The sequence below is a fragment of the Microbacterium sp. CGR1 genome, from assembly GCF_001266755.1.
Classification (GTDB): Bacteria; Actinomycetota; Actinomycetes; order Actinomycetales; family Microbacteriaceae; genus Microbacterium.
In genome coordinates this window covers 3,167,742-3,193,118 of the sequence record NZ_CP012299.1, presented here as the reverse complement: position 1 = coordinate 3,193,118, position 25,377 = coordinate 3,167,742, and the positions used below count along the sequence as shown (strand labels likewise).

Here is a 25,377-nt window from a genome sequence, read left to right as displayed (position 1 = left end):
TCCTGATCAGTCCGCGTGCTCGTCGCGGGAGCCCGCCTGGGCGCCCTTGGCACGCGGACCGCGCTCCTCGTCGTCTTCGAGCTTGGGAGCGATCGGACCACCGAGACCGGAGCGCTTGGCCTTCTCCTCCTCGTCGGCGCCTCCCGCGCCGCCCATCATTCCCATACCCGGACGCATGCCGGAGCCTGCTGCGCCGGACGAGCCCGCCGCACCGCCTGCTCCGCCGACACCGCCAACACCGCCAGCGCCACCGACGCCGCCAGCGCCACCGACACCTGAGCCGAATCCACCCGCGCCGCGCGCACCCACTCCGCCGACGGCGGACTTGCCCAGCAGGCCGCCACTGCCTCTCTGGCCGGCGCCGGACGAGCCTCCGAGTGCCGATCCGCCGAGGGTGCCCATGCTGCCGATACCGGCGATCTTGGATCCCGCAGCGATGGCCGCGGCTCCTGCGCCGCCGCCCACGATGCCGCCGATGCCGCTGCCCCCACCGATGACTCCGCCGGGGAGCGTCGAACCGGGGTGCAACGGATACCCGCCTCCGGTTCCTGAACCGCCGCCGCCGGTGCCTCCCGGCAGCACGCCGCCGCCGGGGAAGTCGACCGTCGGGTCATCGCCGCCGGTATCACCGGGGCCTCCCGGTCCGTCGGGGTCGTACTCCCAGTCTCCGGGACCATCGGGAATCGTCGGATAGGTGGGGTCAGGCAGGTACTCGGGGACGGTCGGGTCCGTCGGCGTCGGCGGGACATACTCGCCGACCCCGCCTCCACCGCCACCGGTCTGGTATCCACCGCCACCGGGCGTGTACCCGGACGGGCCGCCGCCGATCCCCGGGGATCCGATCCTCGGGGCGTCGATCTGCGTGCCCGGGATCGGCTCGTCAGAACCGGACGGGGCCTTCGACGACCGGTAGTCCACCTCGTTCATCGCGCGGGCCGCCTGAGCCAGCTTGTTCGTCGGCTCCGTCAGCGACGCCTCGACCTTCTGAACGACCTCGCGCGCGGCATCCTCCCGCTGGTTGCCGAGGAAGTCGCCGATGGCGTCCAGAGCCTTGTCCGCCGCGAGCGGACCGAGGACCGGGTGCACCACCAAGGACGCGCCCTTGGCAGCGTTCGCCCAGAAGGGGTCGATCGATGCCGACGGGAGTTCGGCGGCCGCGATCTCGCGTCGAGCCGAGTTGCCTTCGACGACCGCGGAGTCCACGGCCTCGACGAGTCTGAGAATGGCCGATACCTTCGACCGGATCTCGTCGATGTCAGCGGTCGCCCCCTTGGCGGACTCGCCCTCCCAGAACTCGGAGAGGCGCACGGCCGAGAGCGCCCGCTCCAGTGAGGTGAACGCATTCGTCACGGCGGAGAGCCGCGGGATGATCGAGTCGTCGAGCTGCCGGATGCGGTTCAGTTCCGCCTCGTACCCGCCCGGGCCCATCTGCTTACCGGCCATGGTTTCCCCCTTGTTCGGTGGTGTCTCGTCGTGAGGAGCGTGTCAGTACGATCGCGAGGATGATCCCGCCGATCACCAGCAGCAGGAGGACGATCCCTCCGCCGATGAGCCAGGGCGTGATCGGCGATGCCTGATGATCGGGTCGCTCGGCGACCGGCGCGTCCGTCGGGACGGATGTCTGCGCGCCGCCTCCGAGCGCTGCCTTCGCCTCGTTCACGTCGCCGAGAGACGGCTGCGCGTACGTGTCCTCGGTGTCGAAGAGCGGATTCACGTCAGGATATTTCGACGGGTCGATCGCGAGCATCCCGGTGAGGGAGGCCGCTCCATACCCGGTGCTGTCGTTCCACTCCGGCTCGTGCTCGCCCTTGGTTCCCGTGTTGTGGATCAAGCTCTGGATCAGCTGCCCTGCTGTCGCATCCGGGTACTTCTGCTTGACCATCGCGAGGAAGCCCGCGACGATCGGCGTCGAGAAAGACGTGCCCGACCCGATCTGCTGGGCGTCCCAGGAATCCGGGGTCCCCTGCAGGAGGAGCCCGACCCCGGGTGCGGCGACGACGACGTCCTCCGCCAGGTTCGGCTTGCCGTTCGTTCCGGTCTGGATCTTGCCGTCCTCACCGAAGGCCTGCACCGCGACGACTCCGTTGAGCCCCGCGGGCCACAGGCTGATCCCGTCCTCGTTCGACATGCCGGCGACGACGACCGCGTCGGAGGCATAGGCATCGGCGAGACCCTGCCGCATGTTGATGCTGCTTCCGGAGGAGATCGAGATGATGTCGGCGCCATCTGCCGCGGCGTCCGAGATCGCGCGGTCGAGAGCGAAACGACCGTCGTCGCCCAGCTCCTCGCCGTTCTCCTGGAGGCACTCCGCATCGCCGCCGTCTTCGCCGATGACGCCGTCGAGGACGCCGGTGCTGTAGAAGACCACCTCTGCCCCCGGCGCCACACCCTTGACCGGGGCGCCCCCGGCCGGAGCCTCGCCGGTTCCGGCGATCATCGAGACCACCTGGGTGCCGTGAGAGGACTTGCCGTACTCGGCAGAGACCGCCGGATACGGCTGGCCGGTCGCGTCGAAGCAGTACGAGGAGTCATCGACGGTGACGTTCGCCCCGCGGAGCCCGACCACGTCGGGGTTGATCTGACTGTCGATCACGGCGATCTTGATTCCCGCCCCGTCGAAGCCCGCATCGTGCGCCTCTTGGACCTTGCCGCGATCGAACCACCACAGACCCGATGCGGCGGCCGCTGTCGCGCTCGAGGGCACCGCGATCGCGGCGGCCAGCGCCATAGCGCCGACCGCCGCGATCACTCCGCGGCGAGTGCGTCTCATCAGTAGTCGGCCTCTTCGGGCTCATCGGCACCTGTAGACGTCGGTGCAGATGCCTGGACTCCGGCTGAGCCCCCACCCGTCGCGCCGGTCCCAGCGCCTGTCGATGTCGCGGTGTCGCCGTCGCCCTGGGCGACGGCCGAGTCCAGCAGCGACACGATCAGCTTCGTCTCGTCGGCGAGCGACGCGTCCTGCTCGGCGATCTGCATCACGGCGGCGCGAATCACGTCGTGGGTGTCCTGGATCTTGGCGATGGTCCGGGCCGTGGCGTCTCCCATCGACTGCGCGGCATCGGCCACGGCCCGCCGGAAGTCGACGGTGGCCTTCGACGACCCTCCCTCCGAGACCGCCACCTCAGACGGGCTGGGGAACTCCTGCAGCTCACGCAGGATCCGCTTCAGCTCAGCGAACACTCCATCGAAGTCGATTGCGATGCTCATCGACGCCCCTCCCCTTCACAACGGCAGATGATTCCGAAACATCTGCTGCGCCCTCCGACTCGATCGCCGAACAGCACAGCAGACGGCGCGGGCCCGGCGCATCGCTGCGTCGGGCCCGCGCCACGGATCAGGCCCCGAAACGCCCAGCGGCCGACTTGTCGGTCTGGACGTACTGGCCCGAGATCTCCTCGGTCTTGCCCGCGATCTGCGTGAGAAGCTGCTGCATCTCGCTCAGCGAACGGTTCCACTTGGCCTGAGCCTGGTCATACGCCTGCTGCGCGGAACCATCCCACGCCGCACGGAGCTTGCTGACCTCGGACTCGAGACGGTCCAGCTCGGAACGAATACCCTGCGACCCGCTGCGGATCTGCGCTGCCAGAGCGTTGACCTGCTCCGGGCGAACTGACATCGACTGCATCATGTTCTCCTTGAAATCTCTGTGGTCTACGCTCAGGCGCCCATCATCGAGCCGAGGCCCGAGATGGTCTGCTGGTGAGCTTCTTCGGTCGCAGCCTGGTCACGCTCGGTGCCCGCAAGAGCATCCTCGAGCGTCACGAGGACCTCGTTCAGCTGACGCGCCTGCTCGTCCCAGCGCGACATCAGCGTCGTGAACGACACAGCAGCCGCACCGGTCCAGAAACCACGCAGCTGCTCGATCTCACCGCGGACCTTCTTGGTCTGCTGGTCGATCCCGGACTTGGTCTCCCGCACCGCCTGGGCTCCGCGACGCAGAGCCCCTTCTTCTGCGGAGATGACATCAGCCATAACTCACTCCCTCCGGTCCACATGGGACACACGTGCGGGGGAGCGCATCCCAGTCTTGGGACGACAACGAAACAACCCCCCACGAATCTGTTTCACGACACAGGCTAGAACACATCGGAACGAATCGCCAGATTTCATGATGCATACGAGCGGAGATCCTGCAGTCGATGGAGAAAATCGAAGATGCTCAGTTCCGCGCCCTGTCACGGGCACACGATCAGCGCACTGGTTCCCCCGCGCTTCGAGTATCGAGTAGAGGCTCGAGGGGTCCTGCCTCCGATCACCAGAACGCACAGCGCATCCTCCGGGAGATCGTGCAGTCGATGGAGAAACGTCGCATCCTGCGACTGTGCGTTGTCGCACGCCTCAACTAGGGTGAAAGGCGGAATGCGCAGCCACGGGTCTCCTCCCGCCCGGCTGCACACCATGGAGGGGGCATCGTTCCATGACTCAGAGCAGCGCAACGGCAGGCACCGTGCTGCGGCTTTCCGTCGTCAGCGACGACCGTCGGCTCGACGTCGGCGTGCCGTCGCAGGTCCCGCTGGTCGAGATCATCCCCGGGTTCGCCCGGAGTCTCGGCGTGCTCGACCCGACCCTCACCCACGGCGGCTACTCGTTGCAGCGAGCCGATGGCACACCGCTGGACCCGGCACGCGGCGCGGCGGCGCAGGGGGTGCACGACGGAGAGCTGCTCACTCTCGTCCGCGGCGGCCTCATGCAGGAGCCGCGCGTCTACGACGACGTCGTCGAAGCGGTGATCGACGCGACGGCAGAGCAGCACGGCTCCTGGACGCCCGCGGACAGCTCGCGCACAGCGCTCTTCGTCAGCCTCACCTTCCTCGCCCTCTGCGCGCTGCTGCTCGTCGCCACACCGCCGACGTCCCTCCTGCCCGCAATCATCGCGGGCTCGGGAGCCATCGTCCTCAGCGTCGCGGCCGCCGTGCTCATGCGTCTCCGTCAGCCGGAAGCCGGACACGCCCTGGGACTCACCGCCGCAGCCTACGGAGGGCTCGCGGGTTTCCTCGCCGTTCCCGTGCAGAGCATCTGGGGCTGGCCGCTCGCGGCCATGGGACTGGGTCTCGTCATCGTCGGCGGCCTCGGCCTCGCCGTCACCCAGGAGAAGCCCGAGATCCATCTCGTGCCGATCGCGCTCGGCGCCTCGATCGGCATCACCGCGACGACCGCCGCGATCTTCGGCGATGCGCTCGCTCCCTACGCGATCATGCTCGCCACGACCGCACTGCTCGCGAACGGCATCCCGTGGCTCGCTCTCAGCTCGACGCGCATCAGAGTCATCTCCCCTCAGAGCGACGCCGACATGTTCGCCGCACCCGAGCCCATCGATGCCGACGAGGTCAAGCGCCGCGCCGCCGCGGGGACGCGCACTCTCATCGCACTGCGCGCTGCGCTGGGCCTCGCGGCGCTGATCGCGACCTCTCTGGTCGCCGGGAGCGGCGTCTTCGGCGCTCTGCTCTGCGTGCTCGCGTTCGTGGGCATGATGTTCCAGTCGCGTCAGATCCACGCGCGCCTCGGCGTGCTCGTCCTCATGGCCATCGGCGCGATCGGGCTCGCCGTCACCGGTGTGACGGTGGCACTCGCTCTGCCCGACGTCCGCACCTGGATGCTTCTCATCCTGGTCGTGGCCACCGTGATCCTGGTCGGTCTCACGCTGCTCACGCCGAAAGCGCGTCTGCGGCTCACGAGGCTGGGCGACACGGTCGAGGTCATCGCACTCGCTCTGCTGCTGCCGCTCGGCGTCACGACGGCCGGACTCATCTGACCCATGGCGACCAAGAAGGATCTGATCGAGGCCCAGGGCTTCAGCAGGCGCCGCCTCCTCTCGGCGTTCACCGGCGGAGCCCCCGGGGGCAAAGAGCTCGACCCCGCGAAGCCCCTGCGCGCGGTCGTCGCCGGAGTCGCACTCACGGTCGGCGTGATCCTCGTCGGGGTGTTCTGGGGAATCATGCAGCCCGGGCTCCCCGGCGACTGGCAGAACAACCGCCTGATCGTCGCCACCGACACCGGTGCCCGCTACGTCTCCGTCGAGGGCACGCTGTACCCGGTGATCAACACGGCCAGCGCGCGGCTTCTGATCCCCGCCGGAGAGTTCAAGGTGGTGCGCACGGATCAGGCGGCGCTCGACGGGATCCCGGTCGGCCCCTCGATCGGCATCCTCGGTGCGCCCGATGATCTGCCCGCGCCCGCGGCGCTGATCAACTCCTCCTGGACAGCGTGCATCGACGACACGGCCGGCGCCGCCGTGTCACTGTCGAGCGCGCCGATCGCCGAGGTGTCGACGGGAACCGGTGCCGTCGTCCAGCGCGGCGACGAGCTGTTCGTGATCGCAGACGGCAAACGCCACGCAGTGCCCGCCGACGATGCCAACGCCGTGCTCCGCGCCGTCGGACTCGGCACCAGCGACGTCCTCGAGGTCGACGGACGATGGCTCAACCTCTTCGAGTCCGGTGACGAGCTCGAACCGATCCGCATCAACGGCGTCGGCGCATCGGTCCCCGGAACGGATCTGAGAGCCGGCACGATCGTGCACACACAGGGCAGCCCTGCCGACGAGCGCTACGTGGCGCTCGGCACCGGCGAGCTCGCCAGACTCAGTCCCCTCGCGTATCAGCTCTACCTCCTCGGCAGCGGCCAGGAGGTCGGTGCTCAGCAGGAGGTCTCCCCCGCCGAGGTCGCCGACGTGGAGACCCGCCCGTACATCGGGGGTGAGGACTGGCCGACGCTGCCGTTGACCACGCTCGCCGCCGGCGAGACGCCCTGCGCGATGCTCACCGATGACGCGCACACGGTGCTCGCGGCGACGACCACCGAGTTGCCCGAGCAGCGCTCCGGCGTCGCTGTGAAGGTCGGTGGCGGCGCCCTCGTCGAGGTCACGGGTGGGTCCGAGGACGCGGCGGGTCTGGCCGTGCTCATCGACGAATCCGGCACCGCGTTCGCGATCCCCGGTGCTGCAGCAGCGCAGAACGCCGAGGAGTCCGCAAGCGGCCCCATCGCTCAGCTCGGGTACTCCCCCGATGACGTCGGACAGGTGTCGGACGCGTGGATCGAGTTCTTCGCCGCCGGCCCCGCGCTGACCTCCGATGCTGCGAGAGAGTCGCCCGGCTCGGGGACCGACTGATGCGCGGCCGCACAGCCGCTCTCACGGCCGTCATCCTCGGCGCCACGCTGCTGGGCGCACCGGCATCCGCTCTGGCATCGCCTGCCGTCCCGACGTCGATCGCATCGATGGCGACGTCCGGCGATGCCTGCACACCCGGCAACGTGGTGTTCACGCCCGAGGTCCCACCCGCCCTCGCACTGCTCGGTGCTGACGAGGCCCACCGCGTCGCCACGGGCCGAGGGGTCGTCGTCGCCGTCGTCGACTCGGGCATCGATGCCGGCAATCCGCATCTCGCCGGAGCCGTGATCGGCGGTGTCGATCTCGTCGGAGACGGTGAGCGGGCTGACGGTCTGACCGACACGACCGGGCATGGCACGGCGATCGCCGGGCAGATCGCCGCACAGCCGGTCGCGGACTCCGGCGTCGTCGGACTCGCGCCCGACGCCCGGCTGCTCTCCGTGCGAGTGTTCCGCAGCGAGCAGCAGCAGGACAAGGACAAGGGGTACGGGCCCACCTCGCAGCGCATCGCGGACGGCATCCACTGGGCGGCCGACAACGGCGCGGACATCATCAACGTCTCGATCTCGCAGACAGCCGACTCCCCCGATCTCCGCGCGGCGGTCGAACACGCGTCCGCCGTCGGCGCCCTGGTCGTGGCGAGCGCCGGGAACAGGGCGTCAGATCCGGACGCGGAAGACGGCGCTCGCTACCCCGCGGCCTATGAGCAGGTTCTCGGGGTCAGCGCGGCCGACGCCACCGGACGCGCGACCGATGACTCGATCCACGGCCCCCAGGTCGGCGTGACAGCCCCCGGAAGCACGGTGCTGAGCGCCGCGGTCGGCGGGGGCGACTGCGTCTTCGCCGCCGATGCCCCTGCCTCGAGCTTCGCGACCGGATACGCGAGCGCGGCCGCCGCACTGGTGGCGCAAGCGCACCCCGAGGATCCGCCCGCCGGCTGGGCGTATCGGCTCACCGCCACCGCGCTGCGAACCGACGCCGACAATCGGGACGACATCGACGGCTGGGGCTTCATCCAGCCGCTCGCCGCCATCGAGCTGCTCCCGGATGAGACGACGCGCGGGCCCGTGAGCCCATACTTCGACACCTCGGAGAGCGCCGTGCGACCGCCCGCAGCCACCGCCGACCCCGACCATGGAGCGTCGCCGTTCCTGCTCACACGGGAGGCCGCGCTGTTCACCGCGATCGGCGGAGCGACTCTGCTCGGTGTGCTCGGCATCCTCATCGTGCTGCGTCGCCGCAGAGAGCAGCCGGTCGTGGATCCGGTCGAGGTCGAACGCGAAGGCGGACTGCTCAACATCCCTGGTCCGGCATCGGGTGACCCGAGCACGTTTCACTGAGACGCGCGGCGCGATGGTCCGCAGCGGCACGGCGCGGCCGCTTCAGGGCACCCAGGCGGCCCGACGGCCGGTGGGAGTGCGCGGACGCTGAGCACGGCTCCGTCAGGGTGAGGGCGTCACCCGAAGACGAAGAAGCCCAGACCCACCAGACCCGCGACGGAGACGACGCAGGCTGCTGCGAACGTGATGAGGGCCGCCCGGCTCCAGCGCAGTCCCTGCTTCGCGACCGACGGGAGATCCGGGTCCACCGTGCGCGTGGGCGCCGCGGCGCCGATCACGACGGGCGGGGCAGAAGGGCCGAGCGGGGCCGGACGCGGCCGGTAGATCTCCGGTGCCGGCGCATCCGTCGGCGCCTCGAACGAGGCGGGCACGTCAGCCTCTGCGCGGTCGGCAGAGTCGTCGCTGTCGGCGGGCTGTTCCGATCTCTTGCGTCGCACACGACGCGGCGTCCGGGAGACGAGCATCGTCGACTCGTCGACAGGGTCGTCCTCCCGATCGGCACCTGGCTCCTCAGCCTCCGCGGGTCTCCGGTCGACGACGACCGTCGCCTCGTCCACGTCATCCGCTGGCTCAGCGGGTTCGGCGACTTCGGCGGGCTCGGCAGGCTCGACGGGCTCAGCGGGTTCGGCGACTTCGGCAGACTCGGCAGGCTCGACGCGCTCAGCGGGCTCGGCGACTTCGCCGGGCTCGGCGACCGATCTCCCCCGGCGCCGATCGCGTCGGGTCAGCATGACGGTCTCTTCGACCTCGGTCTCGTCGTCCGTCATCTGGCTCGAACCGGGATCGTCGTGCCCTCGAGCATCGAATCGGTCAGCGAGGCGGATGCGGCATCGCGGCCCGCAGTGAGGTCGTCCGGGCGCCCGTTCGCGCCTCCCGAGATCACGTCGATCACGACGACCGACACGTTGTCGCGACCACCCGCTTTGAGCGCCCGGCTCACGAGAGCCGCTGCCGCGGTCTCCGGCCGCCCGTTCATCGTCAGGGTCGCTCGGATCGCCTCGTCGCTCACCTCGCCGCTCAGGCCGTCGGAGCAGATCAGCAGTCGCTCGCCGTCGACCACGGGCAGCAGCCAGCTGTCCGCGGTGCTGTCGGGAGCACCGATCGCCCTCGTGATGACGTTGCGCTGCGAGAACGTCGAGAGATCCTCGGCGCGGAGCTCACCGGCATCCACCAGTTCCTGCCCCAGCGAATGATCGATCGTCAGCTGCGTCAGCTCGTTGCCGTGGTGCCGGTAGACGCGGGAATCGCCGACATTGAAGACGAGCCAGTGCGGCACGCCGTCGTGATCGACGAGAGCGACACCGGTCACGGTGCTTCCTGCCCCGCGCTTGTGATCGGCGGAGATGTCATCGACCACAGCCGAAGCGCGACTCAATGCCTGTCCGATGTCGGCGACGTCGACCGTCGCCCCGCGAAGCGGCTCGAACGCCTCCACCACCGCAGCGCTCGCACGATCCCCCGCCTCATGCCCGCCCATGCCGTCCGCGACGAGGAAGACCGGGGACGCCACCAGCAACGAGTCCTCATTCGCCGAGCGCGTGAGACCGGTGTCGGTGAGTGACGCGACGCTGAGGACGACCGAGGAGAGCGTCATGAATCGCGCTCCGCGATCACATGCATCCCCACTTCACCGAGGATGAAGCGGCCGTTGCCGGTGACGCTCTCTCCGGGATCGAGCAGGGTCTCGGTGCCGTTCTCCTCGACCACGACGACGCCGTTCGTGGCGTGCAGATCGGTGAGACGCCACTCGTCGTCGTGCACGACGAGACGAGCGTGCGTCTTCGACAGCGTGCGGGTCGTATCGGAGATGGCGAGTCGCTGCTCGCCCGGCTCGCCGATCGGATTGCGGCCGATCACGACGCTGGCGCCGGACAGCGAGAACTTCCGTCCGTCATCGAGCACGAGCGATCGGCGGACTCCGCGCTTGCGGGCGACGACGACGGTGGCGTCGAGGTCCTCGTCGACATCGTGCGTCGGACGCGGTGTGACGACCGTCTTGTCGACGTCGGCCGCGAGGCCTCCGAACGGCATCGCGAGGGGCGCCGGGACGGGTTCCTCGACCGCGGGTGCGGGCGCTGCATCGGCCGGGGGCACCACGGCGGCCGCAGGCACATCCGCGGTGGCGCCCGCAGCTGCGGGGGACGACGGGACAGGACGGATCACCGCCGCCTGCGGCTGTTCATCCGAGAGGCCACCATCTCGGAACGAGGGCGGAGCGGGCCGCACCATCCGCTGCGCCTCTTCGGCGGGCGCCGCGGCAGGCGGGTTCTCCGCCGGCCGCTCGAACTCGGGCACGGGAGCGGATGCCGGGGCCGCCGCCGGTGTCTGTGCCGGTTGCTGAGGCACGACGTCGTCGGATACCGGTACCGGCGGCGCGGGTGGCTGCGGCGCCGCCGGAGCCGCAGGCGCGCCACCCATTGCGGCCATGATGCCGGTGGTCGGGTGCGCCTCGGTCGGAGCCGGCGGGTTCACGGCGGGTGGCTGCTCCACCGCAGGGGGCTCAGGTGCGCGCACCGGCGCGGGCGGCGCAGGAGGCTGCAAAGCCGGCGCCTGAGGAGCCGCAGGCTGAGGAGCAGGAGGCTGAGGAGCAGGAGGCTGAGGCGCAGGAGGCTGAGGAGCAGGAGGCTGCTGCGCGAAGGACGAGGCGGGCGGCTGCGGCGGAGCGAATGATGCCGCCGGCGCACCCTGCACCGGGGGCTGTCCGGCGACGGGAACCGGCGGGGCGCCCGGGACGGGAGGCGCGCCCCACCCTGAACCCGCGGGACCACCGCTCGCCGCGGCTGCGGTCGCATTCCGGTCGGGCTGCACGGCCGGACGGCTCGGTGCGGCGTAGTCGGGGAACACGGGCGCGGGGGCGTCAGGCTGGCTCTGGGTATGCGGAGCCAGGGACGGGATCGTGTACCCCGATGCGTCCCTCGCCGGGGTGGCCGTGGGCTGCGAGCTTCGGCGCGGGCCGGGCTGCAGAGCGGCCAGCCGTTCGCCCTCGGGATACGGCGGGGCGCCCCAGGCGAGAACCGTCGCCCAGACCGGAGGTAGAAGGATCGCGAGCACCGTCATTCCCGCACCGCGACCGAACCTCCGATTGATGCGGTGGGTCGCGACGACCTTGAGGTAGATGCCGTACAGCTGCACGATCGGGATGAAGTAGAACACCACCGACCACGCCGGCACTCCGCCGCGCGCCAGGATCTCCGCCTCGTTGAGGATGGGGACCCAGCCCTTCCACCCCTCTCCGTCGATGCGCGGGAAGAGGCGCGACAGCGCCAGCGCGTACCAGACGTAGACGGCGAGGCCGATGAGCACGCCGACGCCGCCGACGATGGCGAGCATCGTGACGTAGCCGGTATCCACGGGCGCGATCATGAGTTCCCCTTCTTCCGGTCGCCGGGCGACCAGGTCAATCCGAGCGTAGCGAGCACAGGCACGGCGGCCGTGAATCCACGACCGTTCGCGCCCCGTATGCGACCGACGAACGACGTCGGTCGCACGCGCATGACGATGCGATGCCACCATCTGCCTGCCGCTGCGAGCTCCGTCCGCTCGGCGTCGACGATCTCCCAGGCGGCGCGCGCATCCTCGTCCGTCGGAGGATGCTCGGCGAACACGGCGCGATCGACGATCTCTGCCAGGCGGTCCGCTGCCTCTCGGTCGGTCGAGAGTGCGCGCTGGATGCGGGTGCCTTCGGCATCCATCGGCACATCGTGGTCGGCGTACACGTCGACCAGCTCCTCCCACGCCCCGGCGAGACGCACCTCGGGATCTTCGGCGGTTCGGCGGGCCCTGGCTCGCTGCCGTTTGGCCAGCAGCAGCACGAGGAAGGGCAGCGCGAGCAATGCCAGCGCGAGCATGCCGAGCCCCACAGCGCGGAGGATCGGCAGCAGGACGGCGAGCACCTCTGACTGCGGCGACTCGAGTGGAGGCGCGTCATTGTTGGAATCGCTCTGCGCCTGAGGCGGATCCAACGCCTCCGACCGGGGCTGCTCGGGCACCGTGGGATGCTCGGGCAGCTGCTCGCCCTCGGTGATGGAACTCGGAAGCATCGCGTACTGCGGTGTGGTGTCGACCGGCATCCACTCGCCGCCCGATCCTCTCACCTCGACCCAGGCGCTCATGTTCGCGCCCGTGCAGGTCTCCGTGCAGGCGGGAATGCCGGGCACCTCTTCTGCGGCCGCAAGGCGCGCACCGATCACGACTCGGGACTCGAGCCCCCAGTGCTCGGCGAGAAGCGCCGCTGCCACTGAGAACTGCTCATCGTCGCCGACCGCCGACACGAGCAGCTCGGGCGCGGCATCCGAGCCTGCCCTGCGCTCCTGTTCGAGCAGGTCGGTGAACAGCTCCTCGATGCGGGCCGCGGAGTGTCCCGCATAGCTGGGTGCGAACGCGTATCCCTCGGACTCCTTCAACGAGGCGATCCATCCCGCCGCCGCCTCATCGTCGATCAGCGCGTGGCTGAGGTAGCCGCGGGAGCGCAGGCGGTCGATGATCTCGAGATACCCGGCCCCGGTGCGGGGCTGCTCCTGCATCTCGGCCCACTCGGTGAGCGCGGGATACAGGTCGGTGTCGAGGTTCGAGGCACCGCCCTGCACGGCGGTGATGTCGCCGGGGCTCGCCGGGGCGTCCACGAGCACTCTGTAGCGATCGCCCGGAACGAGCCCTTCTCCCCCGCCGGGCGCCTCTGCCACGGTGATCGCCGTGTCGCCGCCCGAGTTGACGTGGAACCCGTCGGCGAGCGCTTCGGCGCGCGCACCCGAGAAGTCCGGCGCCTCGGCGAGACCGGCCGGCGAGGGGACCCAGATGCCCCGGTAGGCGTCGCCGATCGTGATCCCGAGCGACACGCGGCCCTCGCCGGGCATCGCGCTGCGGGGCAACCGGCTGAACCGGTCGTCCGGCGCGATGTGGAAGTCCTCGCCGTCGTACGAGTCGAGGGTGACGAGCCGGAGGCGCTCCAGCGCTCCAGGATCACCCTCCACCTGCACGACCGTGTCATCGAGAGTGCTGCCGGCGAACCACGACCGGTAGGCGCTGAGGGGGCTCGCCTGCTGCTGCACGACGATCATCGGCTCGACCTCGTCGCGCAGAACGGAGCGGTCGCTCCACCCTGCCGCGGCGGGCGCCACCGCGAAACCGGCGACGAGGGCGATCACCGCGAGACCGGCCGACAGGAGATGCCGACGGATCGTGAGCCACACCGGGGTCGCCCGGCGCGAGATGTTCGCCGCCGCGACGGTGCGCAGCGCCTGTGCCCGCTGAAGCCGCGAGCGTCCGACCAACCAGACGAGAGAGACCACGAAGAGCGCGACGCCGATCAGCCATTCCCGAGGAGCGGGAAGCGCGACGCCGAGCACCGAGACCGGAGCCGTCGTGCCGCTCACACCGAAGGCGATGCCGAAGACGCTCATCGCGGTCACGACGGGAACCGCTATGGTCGCCCGGCGTCCGCCTTCGAGCACGAGCAGAGTGGCGATGAAGGAACCGAACAGCATGACCACGAGGAGCGGGATGAGCACCGCCTGGTACTCACCGAGGGGCGGGTTCAGCGTCAGCATCTGCTTCCAGCCGAGCACCACCCCCAGCACCGCGTCGCGGATTCCGCCCAGGAACGCGGGAAGCGACGAGAGCGCCGATGGGATGGCGAGCGGAACCGAGACGACCAGATAGACGCCGGTCACCGCGAGCGCACCGATCAGCAGCCCCCACCGCAGCAGCCGGGTCAGCACGGCGACGACCATGCCCAGCAGGCCGCCGATCAGGCCGACCGCCAGCGCCCGGGGGGACTCGTACACCGGCCATGCAGCCGCCGTGGCGAGACCGATGCCGACCAGCACATATCCGAGAGACCAGAGGGTCAGAGCCGAGAGCGCGAACGTCCGGCGCGACCTCGCGACGCCGCGCCGCGGACCCGCGGCGCTCATCGCAGTGCTCCGCGGGCGAGCATCTGCGGAAGGTCGCCGAGTGCGCCCAGCGTCATCACGGCGAGTTCGCGCGCCGTGCGCAGGGTGGGCTGCTCGCCGAGTTCGCTGCGCACCGCGACCGCCTCGACCGCCGCCGGCAGCGTGATGGCGGCGTGGCGCAGCCGCTCGAGCGGCATGCGCGAGCCCGTCATCAGGAATCCGATCGACAGGTCGGGGTAGGACTGGGCGGTGAGCGCGGCGACCGCCTCGAGCCGCATCACGCGGTCGGCCGGATCGATGGTCGAGGTGGCATCGAGGAGGGCCTTGGGAGTCACCGTGGGAAGAGTGCGTATCGACAGCAACTCGGCACGGCTGTGCTCGGGGATCTCGTTGCTCACCGAGAAGAGCACGTCACGACCGTCGCGCACACCCTGCAGGGCGAGGGATGCGGCGGCGCTGACCGTGTTCTCGAACTCGTCGTCGCTCTCGTACGACTCGCTGTCGAGGTCGAGGATGATGGCGATGCGAGCGTGCCGCGACTCCTCGTACTGACGCACCATGAGCTTGCCGGTCTTGGCGGTCGACTTCCAGTGCACGTGCCGCTGCGAATCGCCCACGACGTACTCGCGCACCGCGTGGAACGAGAGGTCGGCATCGACGAGGGTCGAACTCGGCGTGCCCTCGAGATCGCGGATGAGACCGGCGCTGGTGCTGGGCAGGCGCACCGTGACCGGATGCACGTGGATGCGCTGGACATCGGGCCAGCGCAGCTCACGGCGGAGGATGCCGATCGGATCACCGCGGGTGATGGTCATGGGGCCGACGTCGATGACACCGCGGCGGTGGGCGGCGATCGTCAGCTGCTCGCGATGGTGGGCGGCGGGGCGCAACAGGGGGACGTGCGCTTCGACGAGCCCCTCCCCCACGGGAACGTCGACGATGCCGGGCAGCGACAGACGCTCGCTGTTGTTGCGCACGTCGAGCGTCGCACCGATCTCGGCACCGGCGACCACGCGGTCGCGGTCGAGGGTCAGCTCGATGCGATAGTCGTGGGTGCCGAGGATGAAGGGGATGCAGGCGATCAGCAGCACGAGCGCGATCGCCGCCACCGCCCACGCCTCGACCCAGCCGAACAGCAGCCCGGCGGTGACGCACAGGACCAGCGCCGCGACGACCAGCATCCCGGCGGATGTGACCGTCTCACGCACCCACGCGACAGCCGCTCGGGTTGCGCGCTCCGTGCTGCGAGCGGCCCGACGCACGCCGAAGACGGCGCCGCGGACGGGGCCGCGGCGCGTGCGGTCGTAGCGCGTGACCGTCGACGTGCGCGTCGACGTGCTGGTGCCCGCCGTGGTGCGCGTCAGACGGGACTCGGTGCTGAAGCTCACGCAGTGCCGTTCTCGCGCGGCGGCTCGACGTCGAGCAGGATCTGCCCCACCACGGCGACCGCGGTGACGCCGTCGAACTCGGCCTCCGGCTCGAGCACCAGGCGGTGCGCGAGGGCGACGACGGCGAGCTCTCGGACGTCGTCGGGGGTGACGAAGGTGCGACCGTTCTTGGCAGCCCACGTCATCACGAGACGTGACAGGGCGAGGGCTCCTCGCACACTGGCACCGAGGCGGACCTCGGACGCTCGACGCGTCGCATCGACGATGCGCATGATGTAGTCGGAGACCAGCGGGTTCACGTACACGCCGCGGGTCATCTCGGCCATCGTGAGGATGGTGTCGACGCCGACGATGCCGTCGAGCACGTGCTTCGGCTGGGCTGCTCCCTGGAGGATGCGCATGGTCGCGGCTTCGTCGGGGTATCCGATCGACGTCTTGATCATGAAGCGGTCGAGCTGCGCCTCGGGCAGACGGTAGGTGCCGCCCTGCTCGATCGGGTTCTGCGTCGCCATCACGAGGAACGGCGATCCGACCGGCCGCGTGACGCCGTCGACCGTGACCGTGCCCTCTTCCATGACCTCCAGCAGCGCCGACTGCGTCTTCGGGCTCGCCCGGTTGATCTCGTCGGCGAGCACGATGTTCGCGAAGACGGGACCGGCGTGGAACTCGAAGGCGCCCTCCTTCTGGTCGTAGACGGTGATGCCCGTGACATCGCCGGGGAGCAGGTCGGGCGTGAACTGGATCCGGGTGCTCGTTCCCGTCACGGTCTGCGCGATCGCCCGCGCGAGAGCCGTCTTGCCTGTGCCGGGGAAGTCCTCGAGCAGCACGTGGCCGCCGCTGACCGCCGCGGCGAGCACGAGCTCGATCACGTGCCGCTTGCCGAGGATCGCCTGTTCGACGTTGGCGGTGAGGATCGAGAACGTCTCGGCGAACCAGGCTGCCTGTTCGGCGGCGATGGTCACGGGAGCAGCGGAGGGAGCAGGCATAGGGCAACCGTATTCGTCTCTGGCACCTGCGGTGTGCAGGGCGGTGGGGAGGAGGGAGTCGTCATCGCGGCGGGTTCATCCGGCAGGATCGGCGGGGTCGGCGGGCTTGTCGGAGTCCTTCGGATCCTCCGGCTCCGGCTCCGGTTGCGTGCACAGCGTCACGCGGTGCGTGATCGGCTTGAGCGAACTGAAAGCGCCCGTCCACGTGATCTTCATGTCGACCATGGAGATGCCGTCGACGATCCTCGGAGTCACGGCGAGGGAGTACGAACCGCGGGCGGCAGGGCTGACGACGAACGCGTCATCCGGGTTGGCGGGCACGCACTCGCGGAACTCGACCGCCACCGTCGTCGGCGCCGTCCGGGGCGAGATCTCGACCGAATCGGAGCAGTACTCCCGCAGCACCGCGTGGCAGGAGCGCGCCCCGACCGGCAACGGTGATGAGTCGGTGCTCAGCTGGAAGTCCGACCGCCAGGACCCGTACATGTAGTACTGCGGAACGAAGCCGTCTCGCACGGCGATGTCGGGCGCAGACTCGAGCCGGTAGGAATAGCGGTTCTCCTGGACCGACGGCTGGGTGGCGATCGTGTAGCTCGTGTTGCCCTTCGGGCCTTCCACGAAGGTGAACGTGAAGACCTGGGTGGTCGCCGACTCGGCGACGCCGAAGCCGTTCGATGCGCACGCCTTCACGTTGTAGGTCGAGTACTCGGCGAGCTTGGTGAGTGTGGGCGACGAGGACTGCGCCTCCGCACCCGAGACCTGCAGACGACCGTCGCCGTCAGCGGTGCAGCTCGCGTTGCCCGATCGCCAGGCGAGGTACACGACGTCGACGCCGAGGGCGCTGCCGTTCGGCTGCGCAGCCACTCCCGAGACGTCGATCGAGGTGTTCGACGTCGCGGTCGCGCGTGCTCCCGAGGGGTCGAAGTAGACGGTTCCCGCAGCGGTGACGGACGTGCGGAAGGCTCCGCCCTCGTTTCCACCATCGCCCGTCGGCGGCTGGAACTGGCTGATCGGGACGATCGTGATGTTCTGCGGGCCCGGCGCCAGCGCGATGTCGGCCGTCGTCGTCGCGCCGGTGCGGTTGATGACCTGCCCGGTCTCCTCGACTCGGAACGCGAGGGAGTCGTCCGACGCATCGACCGCGAGAGCGACGATGCCGCGCCCGCGTTCCGTGCTGCCGGGGCGATAGACGGGTGTGGCGTTCGCCTTCGACACCACAGGGGCGGCGTACGCCCAGCTGGTGTGCGGTGACGTCGCCGCCGATGTGCCGACCGCGTTGACGGCCGCCGCGGTGAAGACGTGCGGCGCTCCGTTGACGAGTCCGTTCACCGTGCACCGGTACGCACCTGCCGCCGGGCTGCACGACGCGTTCGCCGGCGCTCCGTCCTGCAGGATCTCGACCCCCGTGACGCCGGGGTGCGCGCGACCGGCCTCGCCGAGGGGCACGTCGAGCACCACGGTCGAGCGGGTGAATCCGACCGTCGTGACGCTGGCGGGTGCCTGCGGGAAGCCCTGCAGATCGAGGGTCAGGGTTCCGGTGCCGGTGCGCCCCTGCGCATCCTGCACGACGAAGGGGATGATGCACTGTCCACCCGGTGCCTGCCCTCCGCCGGGCCAGCTCGCCGTGATCGCCTTGCTTCCCGAGGTCGAAATCGACGCGACATCGCATCGTGTGCCCCCGCCGAGGGACATCAGTCGGAGGCCCGATCCGGGCTTCCCGGCGAACGGGTCGTACTCCCCGGCGACGTCGACGACGTCGATGGTGCAGCTGGGGTTCGTCACGATGCACTGCTTCGTGAAGGTCGCGCCGCGCGGCGCATCCGGCGGCGCTGCTCCGACGACGAGGCGGACGGATGCCGACGGCTCGCCGTACTGGGGCACCGTGACGCTGACGTTCTCGGCGTTGCCGGGTCGCGCGTCTGCGCGTGCCTCGATGGTCAGCTGAGGCCCGTTTCGGGTGACGATGAAGGCCGAGCCCGAATAGACGATCCGGTACTCGAGGGATCCCGCGTCACCCTCACGTCCGCCCTCCCACGCGGCCATGTTCGCGTACATGTCGACCGTCTCGGTGGTCCCGGGGGCGATCGTGTGCGAGATCGACGACAGCAGCAGCTGCGGCTCGGCAGGACGGATGCTGATCGGCACGTCTATGAACGACCAGCGCTCCTGCCCCTGCAACCGCACCTGGACCAGGCAGGTGTCCGACCATGGCGCTTCACGGCCGGCGCGATACGTCACGCTGCCTGAGCCCTCGGCCGAGCACGATGCGGCCGCCCGCTGCGCGGTGAACTGCCCGGATCCCACTTCGAGGGCATCTGAGGAGGTCAGGTCGACGTAGTCGGCCGCATCGAACGAGACCGAGGCGTCCTCGTCGACCACGACAGGAGTCGAGGCGGGCTTGAGCTGGACCTGCATGTCGTCGAAGGCGGGTATGCGCAGGAACCCGTAGGCGACCACCGCTCTGCCGCCCGATCCCTCGCCCTTCAGCTGGAACGGAACGAGCGCACCGTCTTCGGGGGCCGCGCCCACGATACGGTTCCCCTGAACAGTGAACCCGGGCTGGTCGCCCCACAGGCTCAAGGTGAGGGAGGAGGCGTCACCCGAGGGCCAGCTGACACGATCGGTCACGACGTCGATGCCGCGATCCGGGAGCTCCTCCCGATCGCGCGCAGTGAGCACCGTGTCGGCGACGCTCGGCTGGTCGGCGACCGCACCGTCGGTCACGGTCACGACGATGAGACCCTGCGACGTGCTGGATGTGCGAGTGGACCTGACCGTATAGAAGTAGGAGTTCGTGCCGGCGGTGTCCCCCGCGCGGAGCACCACACGGCCGTCTTCGAGAGAGGTGTCGGGATCGATCAGCGCGTTCAGGCGGTCGTAGAGCGGATTCCCCTTGACCGGTGGCGCGTTCGGGACGAGTTCGGTGATCTCGAGCTCGCTCTGCGCCGGATCGAGGTCGTTGAGACGCGGGTCGAGGACGATCGGTGTCGTCGACCCGGCCTCGACGCGCACGTAGTCGCTGAAGGTCACGGGCGCCGCGTCGTCGATGTCCGCGTCGAGCACGCCGACGCGGACGGTGCCCGTCCCCTGCTCGCCCTGCGGGTCGCGTACCGTGTATCCGAAGCTGACCTGACCGCCGTCGACACCGCCCGCGGGCGCCCGGTAGACGATCGCGTCGCCGTCGGCCGAGATCGTCGCCGTGCCCGCACCCTTCTGGGGCTGGTCGACGCCCGCGAGCACGACTCGATCGCCATCGCTGTCCATGCCGGTCGAAGGCACGGGCAGCGACACGGTCTGACCGCTGAGGACTCGGCCGGTCAGGGTCGACGGCGTCGGGGCACGGTTGGTGCCCGGAGGCACGACCGTGACCGTCACGACACCGTTGTCGGCGAGAGCGGGGTTGCGCTCGAGTGACACCGAGTACGACAGACGGTAGGTGCCGGGCGTCGTGGGTGCGAGGTAGCGCAGCGCGTTGCGGTCGGCGAAGACGAGCTCACCCGATTCGCCCGAGCCGGTCACCTCGGGGAGAACGACCAGAGGCTCCCCTCGCGGCGCCACGTCGTTGGCCGTGACAGCGATACGCGTGAGCGAACCTGCGCGCACGGTGATCGCGTCGGGGAAGACGATCGGACGCGTCACCGTCGACGGCGGCGTGAGGAAGACCGTGACGGTTCCCTGCACTGCGGCGCCGGTGCCGTCGGCGATCGTCACGGTGGCCTTGCCGATCACCCCGGGCTCGCCGTCCTCCGTGGTGCCGTTCACCCGGATGCTCTCGTTGCCGACCACACGCACCCCGAGCTGCGGCGTCGAGCTCACCGCATCGGCCAGCATCAGCACCCGACCACTGGTGTTCTGCACGGCGCGGATGACGTCGACCGTCGTGTCCTCGCCCTCGCGGACGAACGCGGTCAGCGGTGCCATCGCGAGGCCCGCGGATCCGTCGACCGCGGTGATGCGGATGACAGCCGACTGCTCGGCCTGGGTGGTGACGTCCTGAGCCGTGTAGGTGACGACGTACTGCCCCGGTTCGGCCACCGTCATCTCGACGGTGCCGGATGCCGCGTTCGGGTTGACCTCGAGTCCCTGCGCGGTCGCCGCGGTCTGCACGGCGTCGACGAGACGATACGAACCGGAGCCGCCGGACAGATGATCTGAGATGCGCACCGATTGGAGCTCCCCGACACGCGCGGTCAGCGCGACCGGCGAGGCGACGAGAGCCGGGCTCCCTGTGACCTGCACATCGAGGGTCTTCTCCGCGGTCGCACCGTGCACGTCCTCGACCACCACGGTGACCGAGATCACGGCATCCGCGGCATTCGGGTCGGTGTGGCGGATGGCCACCCGTCCGTCGGCCATCGGCACGACCATGACGGGCGACGAGGAATCGGTCTCGTAGGCATCGCTGAGCACGAACGGATCGCCCTCGGGATCGACCCAGCCCGACAACGCCGAGACGACCGTGCTGCCGCCCGGAAGGAGCTGGGGCGTCGGCCACTCCTGCTGGCAGGCGTCGACTCCGCACCACACGGGCGCGGAGTTCGCTCCCGGATCGACGACGGTCAGGGTCACGGTCGCCGGAGCCGACACCGCGGCGCCGTCGGTGACCGCATATGTGAAGCTCGCCAGCCCCGAGCCCGCCTTGACGTCGACCACCAGCGACTGCCCGTTCGCGACGAGAGTCAGGTCACCGAACGCCGGGTCGCCGAGCCCGCCCGAGACCGATTCGGGATCGATCGACAGCACGTCCTTCTTGTTCGGATCGTGGTCGTTGAGGAGCACCGGCAGGATCACCTGCTCGCCCGCACGGACACCGAATGCGTCGTCGACGGCGACGGGCGGCATCTGCTCGGCCACGTCCTCGACGATGATCGTGCCCTCCTGCTGCTCGGTGTCGTCTTCGATCGCCCACTGCTCGAGCGGAATGAGCACGCCGTCGGGGGCCGTCCAGATGAGTCCGGTGCCGATCTCGCTCAGCACCGCTCGATCGCCGTTCTCCTGGAAGACCGGTTCGATCGTCGAAGAGTCGAGGGCCTCGTCCGGAACACGCAGCGGAACGGTCTCGCCACCTGCCCACAGAGTGCCCGCACCCGTGTCGAGCCAGGCGGCATAGACCTCGCCGTCGACGACGACCGGCGTCGCCGGCACGCCCGACGCGTCAGCGACCCGCTCCGACTCTCCGGAATCCAGATCGACCGACACGAGTCCGTCGGAGTCGGCGATCGACACGTTCTCGCCCGACTCAGCGCCCTCCTGGAGACGCGCGTCCTCAGCGACGTCCAGCTCCACGGGTTCGTCGCGCCCCTGCAGCCACAGCTCGCCGGTGCCCGCCTGGAGCATCGCCCAGCGGTCGCCCACGACCGTGACGAGGAGGCCCTCTGCGGCATCCGGAGCCTGCGAGACGGACTCGGGATCGCCGAGGAAGCGGTGCTCGTCGATGTCGAACCGGCGGATCGCGCCCTCGTCTGCGGAGAAGAGCACCAGCAGGCCCGCGGGCGACAGCCCGATCGCATCCGCCGTGTACGTCGGAGGGTCCTCGCCCTCCTCGACCTCGACGCCCGCGAACGGGTCGACGAGAGCAGTGGCGGCACCCGCCTCGAGAGTGGTGACCGATACCTGGCCGGTGTCGGTGCGATACGCCACATAGGCACCGGCCGACAGGATCTCCCGCGTGCCCGCCGGCGTCGGCTCGGAAGCGATCGGCGTGCCTTCATCCGACGCGTCGGAGAGCAGGTCGGCGGGATTCGCGGGGTCGAGATCCCACCGCTGCCTGTTGCCCTGGGCGTAGATGACGGCCGCCGAGCCGCTCTGCCAGACGGCCTCGGGATCGTCGACGTTGCGCACGGTGTCGATCTCAGCGAGCTCGGTGTTCACGCGGGCGTACTGGCCGCTGTCGCGCATGACCCAGACGGACGACTCGAGGCGGGGCACCTCCTGCGACTGGTATCCCTGGGCCGTGATGGCGAGCGTGAGCACCACCGCCAGGGCGGCGACACCCGAGATCGCCGCGATCAGGCGTCCGCGCGATCGGGGGTTCGCCTCCGCGCGAGCGCGGTCGCCGATGGCCATCACAGAACCCCGGTCAGGTAGAGCACGCCGACGCCGACGCCACCGAGGACAGCTGCTCCGATCAACGCGCCGATCACGCCGGCGACGAGGGGCGAGCGGGTCTTCGCACGCGCGGCGGGCAGCTCGTCGCGGTCGCGCGGCATCGCCTGCTGCTTCGCGGCGCGCACTGCACGTCGCGAGTCGGGGGCGACGGTGGTGATCACCGGGCCGCGGGCGCTGGAGTCGGAGAAGCTGACGGGCGCTGCTGCGGCCCATTCAGCGGACGCCGCCTCGAAGGCCGTCGGGTGCAGACCCAGCTCGAACTGCGCCCAGCGCAGGCGTTCCGCGAAGTCGGCCATGCTCGCGAACCGTCTGGCCGGATCACGGTGCATCGCGGTCGCGAAGATCTCGTCGATGATCGGCGGGATGCCGGGTATCGGCACCGCGGTATAGCGCGCCTTGATGATGCGCTCGGTGAGCTGGTCGCGGGAGTTGGAGCCTCGGTCGGCGCGTTCGAACGGGCTTCTTCCCGCGAGGAGCGTGTACAGGGTGGCTCCGAGACTCCAGATCTCGCTCGGGACGGATCCAGAGACGCGCTCCTGCAGCACCTCCGGCGAGCTCCACGGCACCGACATCGCGATGGTCTCTCCGTCGCCCTCGTCGATCACGGCGGCCGCGATGCCGAAGTCGGCCAGCACGGGGGCGCCGAGGGAGTTGATGAGCACGTTGGACGGCTTGATGTCGCGATGCAGGAGTCCGGCCCTGTGCACGGTCTCGAGGGCGCCTGCCATGCGCACGCCCGTGTCGAGCACCTCGGCAAGCGCCAGCGGCGCCTTCTTGTACCGGGCGCTCATGGTGTCGGGGCAGTACTCCATCGCGAAGTACGGCCGACCGTCTGCAGAGATGGACGCCTGGTAGATGGTGACGATCGAGGGGTGGGCGCTGAGCCGCGCGGAGATGTCGGCCTCGACGTTGAAGGTGCGGAGAACCTCGCGGTTCACGGCATCCGCCAGCAGCACCTTCACAGCGGCGACGCGTCGCGGCATGTCCTGTTCGTAGAGGAAGACATCTGCGAACCCGCCGGATCCGAGCGGACGCACATAGCTGTACCCCGCCAGCGTCGGCGGTGTCGATGCCATGCGCGTGGCCACCCATGCTCCTCACGGTCGGTCGGGAGACCGCGCTCTGCATGATCCCTGCGCGCCGCGCTGGGCGATCCCCCCGACCACGAGTATATCGAGGGTGTGGACGATCCCGAAGGCGGGCGATCGCCCCTGCACTCGCCCCGACACGGCGGGCGCGCCCAGCACGCCTCGGTGGTCAGGCGCGCCAGCACCCGACGACATGATCGTCGACCATGCCCGCGGACTGCATGAGCGCGTACATCGTCGTCGGACCCACGAATCGGAAGCCGCGACGACGCAGTTCCTTGCTCATCGCCGTCGACTCCGGCGTCACCGCCGGAACATCCGCGAACGATGCGGGCCGCGGTCCCGATGCCGGCGCGAACGACCACATCAGCTCATCCAGCTCGCCGTCTGCCATCGAGCGCACGATTCGGGCGTTGCCGATGGTGGCCTCGATCTTCGCCCGGTTGCGGATGATCCCCGCATCCGCCATGAGCCGCTCGACGTCGGATCGGTCGAACTCGGCGACCCGCTCGGGCTCGAAGCCGGCGAAGACCTCGCGGAACCGGGGGCGCTTGCGCAGGATGGTGATCCACGAGAGCCCCGCCTGAAACCCCTCGAGGGCCATCTTCTCGAACAGCGCCCGGTCGCCGTGGAGCGGGGTGCCCCATTCCTCGTCGTGATACCGGCGGTATTCGGCGTCGTCGCCCACCCACCCGCATCGGTCGCGGAGGTCGGGGCCGGCGATCAGAGACGTCATGAGCCCACGCTAGCCGCCGCCACCGACACGGCGGGTGATCCCGGCTCTCCTGCCGGGACTACGCAGCGGCCTCTGCGGGGCCGGATCCGAGCGCGTCGATGAACGACGTCGAGAACCCGTCGAGAGCTTCGCGCGCCGCGGCAGCATCCTGTCGTTCGATGGCGGCGAGGGCGGCGGAGAGGAGACGGCGGCGGGAGGCCCGATCCGTGTCGAGATCGATGCCGTGGTGGCGGGCCGTCTGCGGATCCACGAACAGCCGCAGCGGGTCGATGTGGTCGCGGGCGAGGCGGGGGCCCAGACGGCCGAGCTCCCGCGAGATGAGGATCTCGGAGAGCTCGAGGTAGCCGAGCAGCTCGCAGGTCTCGTCCGCCAGTCGCGTCGACTGCTGGTGCGTGCGCACGGGCGGGCCGATGCAGCTCTTCTCGACGATCAGGCGACCGACGACGTGAGCGCGCTCGATCATGTCAGCGCGCGACCACTCCGCCACACGAGTTCCGGCGCTCGGAGACACCTGGACGAACCGCATCTCGACAAGCCGTTGCAGCGCCTCGCGCACCGGCGTCCGGGAGACGGCCCACGCGTGGGCGAGCAGATCGAGCCGCAGTCGCTGGCCGGGCGGGATGCGGCCGCTCACGATCTCGGCGAGCAGGCGCTCGTATGCGAGACCGCTGAGAAGCTGCGGGCGCAGTTGGTCCTCGAGGGAGCCCATGGGCATGATCACATCGCTCTCAT

At 69.9% G+C, this 25,377-nt stretch carries 18 protein-coding genes; 3 read left to right on the top strand and 15 right to left on the bottom strand.

What is annotated here, in order from left to right; all coding sequences use genetic code 11:
• Nucleotides 1-6: 6 nt before the first annotated feature.
• From AKG07_RS18190 to AKG07_RS15285, 5 genes are all read right to left on the bottom strand, one after another.
• Nucleotides 7-1,443 carry a hypothetical protein gene (locus AKG07_RS18190; protein WP_053098674.1) on the bottom strand — a complete coding sequence of 479 codons (1,437 nt, stop codon included), beginning with the start codon at nucleotides 1,441-1,443 and terminating at the stop codon, nucleotides 7-9.
• Nucleotides 1,433-2,770 (bottom strand): S8 family peptidase, encoded by a 1,338-nt coding sequence (locus AKG07_RS15300; protein ID WP_082297971.1) that lies wholly within the window; start codon nucleotides 2,768-2,770, stop codon nucleotides 1,433-1,435. The genes AKG07_RS18190 and AKG07_RS15300 overlap by 11 nt, the downstream gene beginning before the upstream one ends.
• Complete coding sequence (locus tag AKG07_RS15295) at nucleotides 2,770-3,207, bottom strand: hypothetical protein (RefSeq protein ID WP_053098672.1); 438 nt, start codon at nucleotides 3,205-3,207, stop codon at nucleotides 2,770-2,772. Before AKG07_RS15295 ends, AKG07_RS15300 begins: the two co-directional genes overlap by 1 nt.
• A gap of 127 nt (nucleotides 3,208-3,334) precedes the next feature.
• Nucleotides 3,335-3,616: a WXG100 family type VII secretion target gene (locus AKG07_RS15290; RefSeq protein WP_082298072.1), complete on the bottom strand. Its 282-nt coding sequence runs from the start codon at nucleotides 3,614-3,616 to the stop codon at nucleotides 3,335-3,337.
• A 41-nt stretch (nucleotides 3,617-3,657) separates the two neighbouring features.
• Complete coding sequence (locus AKG07_RS15285; RefSeq protein ID WP_053098670.1) at nucleotides 3,658-3,972, bottom strand: WXG100 family type VII secretion target; 315 nt, start codon at nucleotides 3,970-3,972, stop codon at nucleotides 3,658-3,660.
• Between the two features lie 445 nt (nucleotides 3,973-4,417).
• Between AKG07_RS15285 and eccD the strand changes: the two genes are divergently transcribed.
• The 3 genes from eccD to AKG07_RS15270 are packed head-to-tail and all read left to right on the top strand — an operon-like array spanning nucleotide 4,418 to nucleotide 8,448.
• Nucleotides 4,418-5,752, top strand: coding sequence for a type VII secretion integral membrane protein EccD (eccD, locus tag AKG07_RS15280; protein WP_053098669.1), 1,335 nt, complete (start codon nucleotides 4,418-4,420; stop codon nucleotides 5,750-5,752).
• A 3-nt stretch (nucleotides 5,753-5,755) separates the two neighbouring features.
• Nucleotides 5,756-7,108 (top strand): type VII secretion protein EccB, encoded by a 1,353-nt coding sequence (eccB, locus tag AKG07_RS15275; protein WP_053098668.1) that lies wholly within the window; start codon nucleotides 5,756-5,758, stop codon nucleotides 7,106-7,108.
• On the top strand, nucleotides 7,108-8,448 hold the full coding sequence (locus AKG07_RS15270) for a S8 family serine peptidase (protein WP_053098667.1): 1,341 nt from the start codon (nucleotides 7,108-7,110) through the stop codon (nucleotides 8,446-8,448). The genes eccB and AKG07_RS15270 overlap by 1 nt, the downstream gene beginning before the upstream one ends.
• Nucleotides 8,449-8,564: 116 nt before the next feature.
• Here AKG07_RS15270 and AKG07_RS15265 read toward each other — a convergent pair whose 3' ends face one another.
• The 10 genes from AKG07_RS15265 to AKG07_RS15220 form a co-directional block, all read right to left on the bottom strand.
• Entirely contained in the window at nucleotides 8,565-9,215 is a 651-nt protein-coding gene (locus tag AKG07_RS15265) for a hypothetical protein (protein WP_053098666.1), read from the bottom strand.
• Nucleotides 9,212-10,042: a PP2C family protein-serine/threonine phosphatase gene (locus AKG07_RS15260; protein ID WP_053098665.1), complete on the bottom strand. Its 831-nt coding sequence runs from the start codon at nucleotides 10,040-10,042 to the stop codon at nucleotides 9,212-9,214. The genes AKG07_RS15265 and AKG07_RS15260 overlap by 4 nt, the downstream gene beginning before the upstream one ends.
• Entirely contained in the window at nucleotides 10,039-11,811 is a 1,773-nt protein-coding gene (locus tag AKG07_RS18210; protein WP_053098664.1) for a DUF5684 domain-containing protein, read from the bottom strand. Before AKG07_RS18210 ends, AKG07_RS15260 begins: the two co-directional genes overlap by 4 nt.
• Nucleotides 11,808-14,360 (bottom strand): transglutaminase domain-containing protein, encoded by a 2,553-nt coding sequence (locus tag AKG07_RS15250; protein WP_053098663.1) that lies wholly within the window; start codon nucleotides 14,358-14,360, stop codon nucleotides 11,808-11,810. The genes AKG07_RS18210 and AKG07_RS15250 overlap by 4 nt, the downstream gene beginning before the upstream one ends.
• On the bottom strand, nucleotides 14,357-15,727 hold the full coding sequence (locus tag AKG07_RS15245) for a DUF58 domain-containing protein (protein WP_053098662.1): 1,371 nt from the start codon (nucleotides 15,725-15,727) through the stop codon (nucleotides 14,357-14,359). The genes AKG07_RS15250 and AKG07_RS15245 overlap by 4 nt, the downstream gene beginning before the upstream one ends.
• Nucleotides 15,724-16,689, bottom strand: a complete 966-nt coding sequence (locus AKG07_RS15240; RefSeq protein ID WP_053099368.1) for an AAA family ATPase — start codon at nucleotides 16,687-16,689, stop codon at nucleotides 15,724-15,726. The genes AKG07_RS15245 and AKG07_RS15240 overlap by 4 nt, the downstream gene beginning before the upstream one ends.
• A gap of 99 nt (nucleotides 16,690-16,788) precedes the next feature.
• Nucleotides 16,789-22,779: an Ig-like domain-containing protein gene (locus AKG07_RS15235; protein WP_053098661.1), complete on the bottom strand. Its 5,991-nt coding sequence runs from the start codon at nucleotides 22,777-22,779 to the stop codon at nucleotides 16,789-16,791.
• Nucleotides 22,779-23,909: a serine/threonine-protein kinase gene (locus AKG07_RS15230; protein ID WP_230100873.1), complete on the bottom strand. Its 1,131-nt coding sequence runs from the start codon at nucleotides 23,907-23,909 to the stop codon at nucleotides 22,779-22,781. The genes AKG07_RS15235 and AKG07_RS15230 overlap by 1 nt, the downstream gene beginning before the upstream one ends.
• A gap of 169 nt (nucleotides 23,910-24,078) precedes the next feature.
• Nucleotides 24,079-24,645, bottom strand: a complete 567-nt coding sequence (locus AKG07_RS15225) for a DNA-3-methyladenine glycosylase I (protein WP_053098659.1) — start codon at nucleotides 24,643-24,645, stop codon at nucleotides 24,079-24,081.
• A gap of 58 nt (nucleotides 24,646-24,703) precedes the next feature.
• On the bottom strand, nucleotides 24,704-25,360 hold the full coding sequence (locus AKG07_RS15220) for a GntR family transcriptional regulator (RefSeq protein WP_198032370.1): 657 nt from the start codon (nucleotides 25,358-25,360) through the stop codon (nucleotides 24,704-24,706).
• Nucleotides 25,361-25,377 lie beyond the last annotated feature (17 nt).

Bases quoted from the DNA above. Each gene is read 5' to 3' on its own strand.
- AKG07_RS18190 (WP_053098674.1), bottom strand. From the start codon at position 1,443: ATGGCCGGTAAGCAGATGGGCCCGGGCGGGTACGAGGCGGAACTGAAC.
- AKG07_RS15300 (WP_082297971.1), bottom strand. From the start codon at position 2,770: ATGAGACGCACTCGCCGCGGAGTGATCGCGGCGGTCGGCGCTATGGCG.
- AKG07_RS15295 (WP_053098672.1), bottom strand. From the start codon at position 3,207: ATGAGCATCGCAATCGACTTCGATGGAGTGTTCGCTGAGCTGAAGCGG.
- AKG07_RS15290 (WP_082298072.1), bottom strand. From the start codon at position 3,616: ATGTCAGTTCGCCCGGAGCAGGTCAACGCTCTGGCAGCGCAGATCCGC.
- AKG07_RS15285 (WP_053098670.1), bottom strand. From the start codon at position 3,972: ATGGCTGATGTCATCTCCGCAGAAGAAGGGGCTCTGCGTCGCGGAGCC.
- eccD (WP_053098669.1), top strand. From the start codon at position 4,418: ATGACTCAGAGCAGCGCAACGGCAGGCACCGTGCTGCGGCTTTCCGTC.
- eccB (WP_053098668.1), top strand. From the start codon at position 5,756: ATGGCGACCAAGAAGGATCTGATCGAGGCCCAGGGCTTCAGCAGGCGC.
- AKG07_RS15270 (WP_053098667.1), top strand. From the start codon at position 7,108: ATGCGCGGCCGCACAGCCGCTCTCACGGCCGTCATCCTCGGCGCCACG.
- AKG07_RS15265 (WP_053098666.1), bottom strand. From the start codon at position 9,215: ATGACGGACGACGAGACCGAGGTCGAAGAGACCGTCATGCTGACCCGA.
- AKG07_RS15260 (WP_053098665.1), bottom strand. From the start codon at position 10,042: ATGACGCTCTCCTCGGTCGTCCTCAGCGTCGCGTCACTCACCGACACC.
- AKG07_RS18210 (WP_053098664.1), bottom strand. From the start codon at position 11,811: ATGATCGCGCCCGTGGATACCGGCTACGTCACGATGCTCGCCATCGTC.
- AKG07_RS15250 (WP_053098663.1), bottom strand. From the start codon at position 14,360: ATGAGCGCCGCGGGTCCGCGGCGCGGCGTCGCGAGGTCGCGCCGGACG.
- AKG07_RS15235 (WP_053098661.1), bottom strand. From the start codon at position 22,779: ATGGCCATCGGCGACCGCGCTCGCGCGGAGGCGAACCCCCGATCGCGC.
- AKG07_RS15225 (WP_053098659.1), bottom strand. From the start codon at position 24,645: ATGACGTCTCTGATCGCCGGCCCCGACCTCCGCGACCGATGCGGGTGG.
- AKG07_RS15220 (WP_198032370.1), bottom strand. From the start codon at position 25,360: ATGCCCATGGGCTCCCTCGAGGACCAACTGCGCCCGCAGCTTCTCAGC.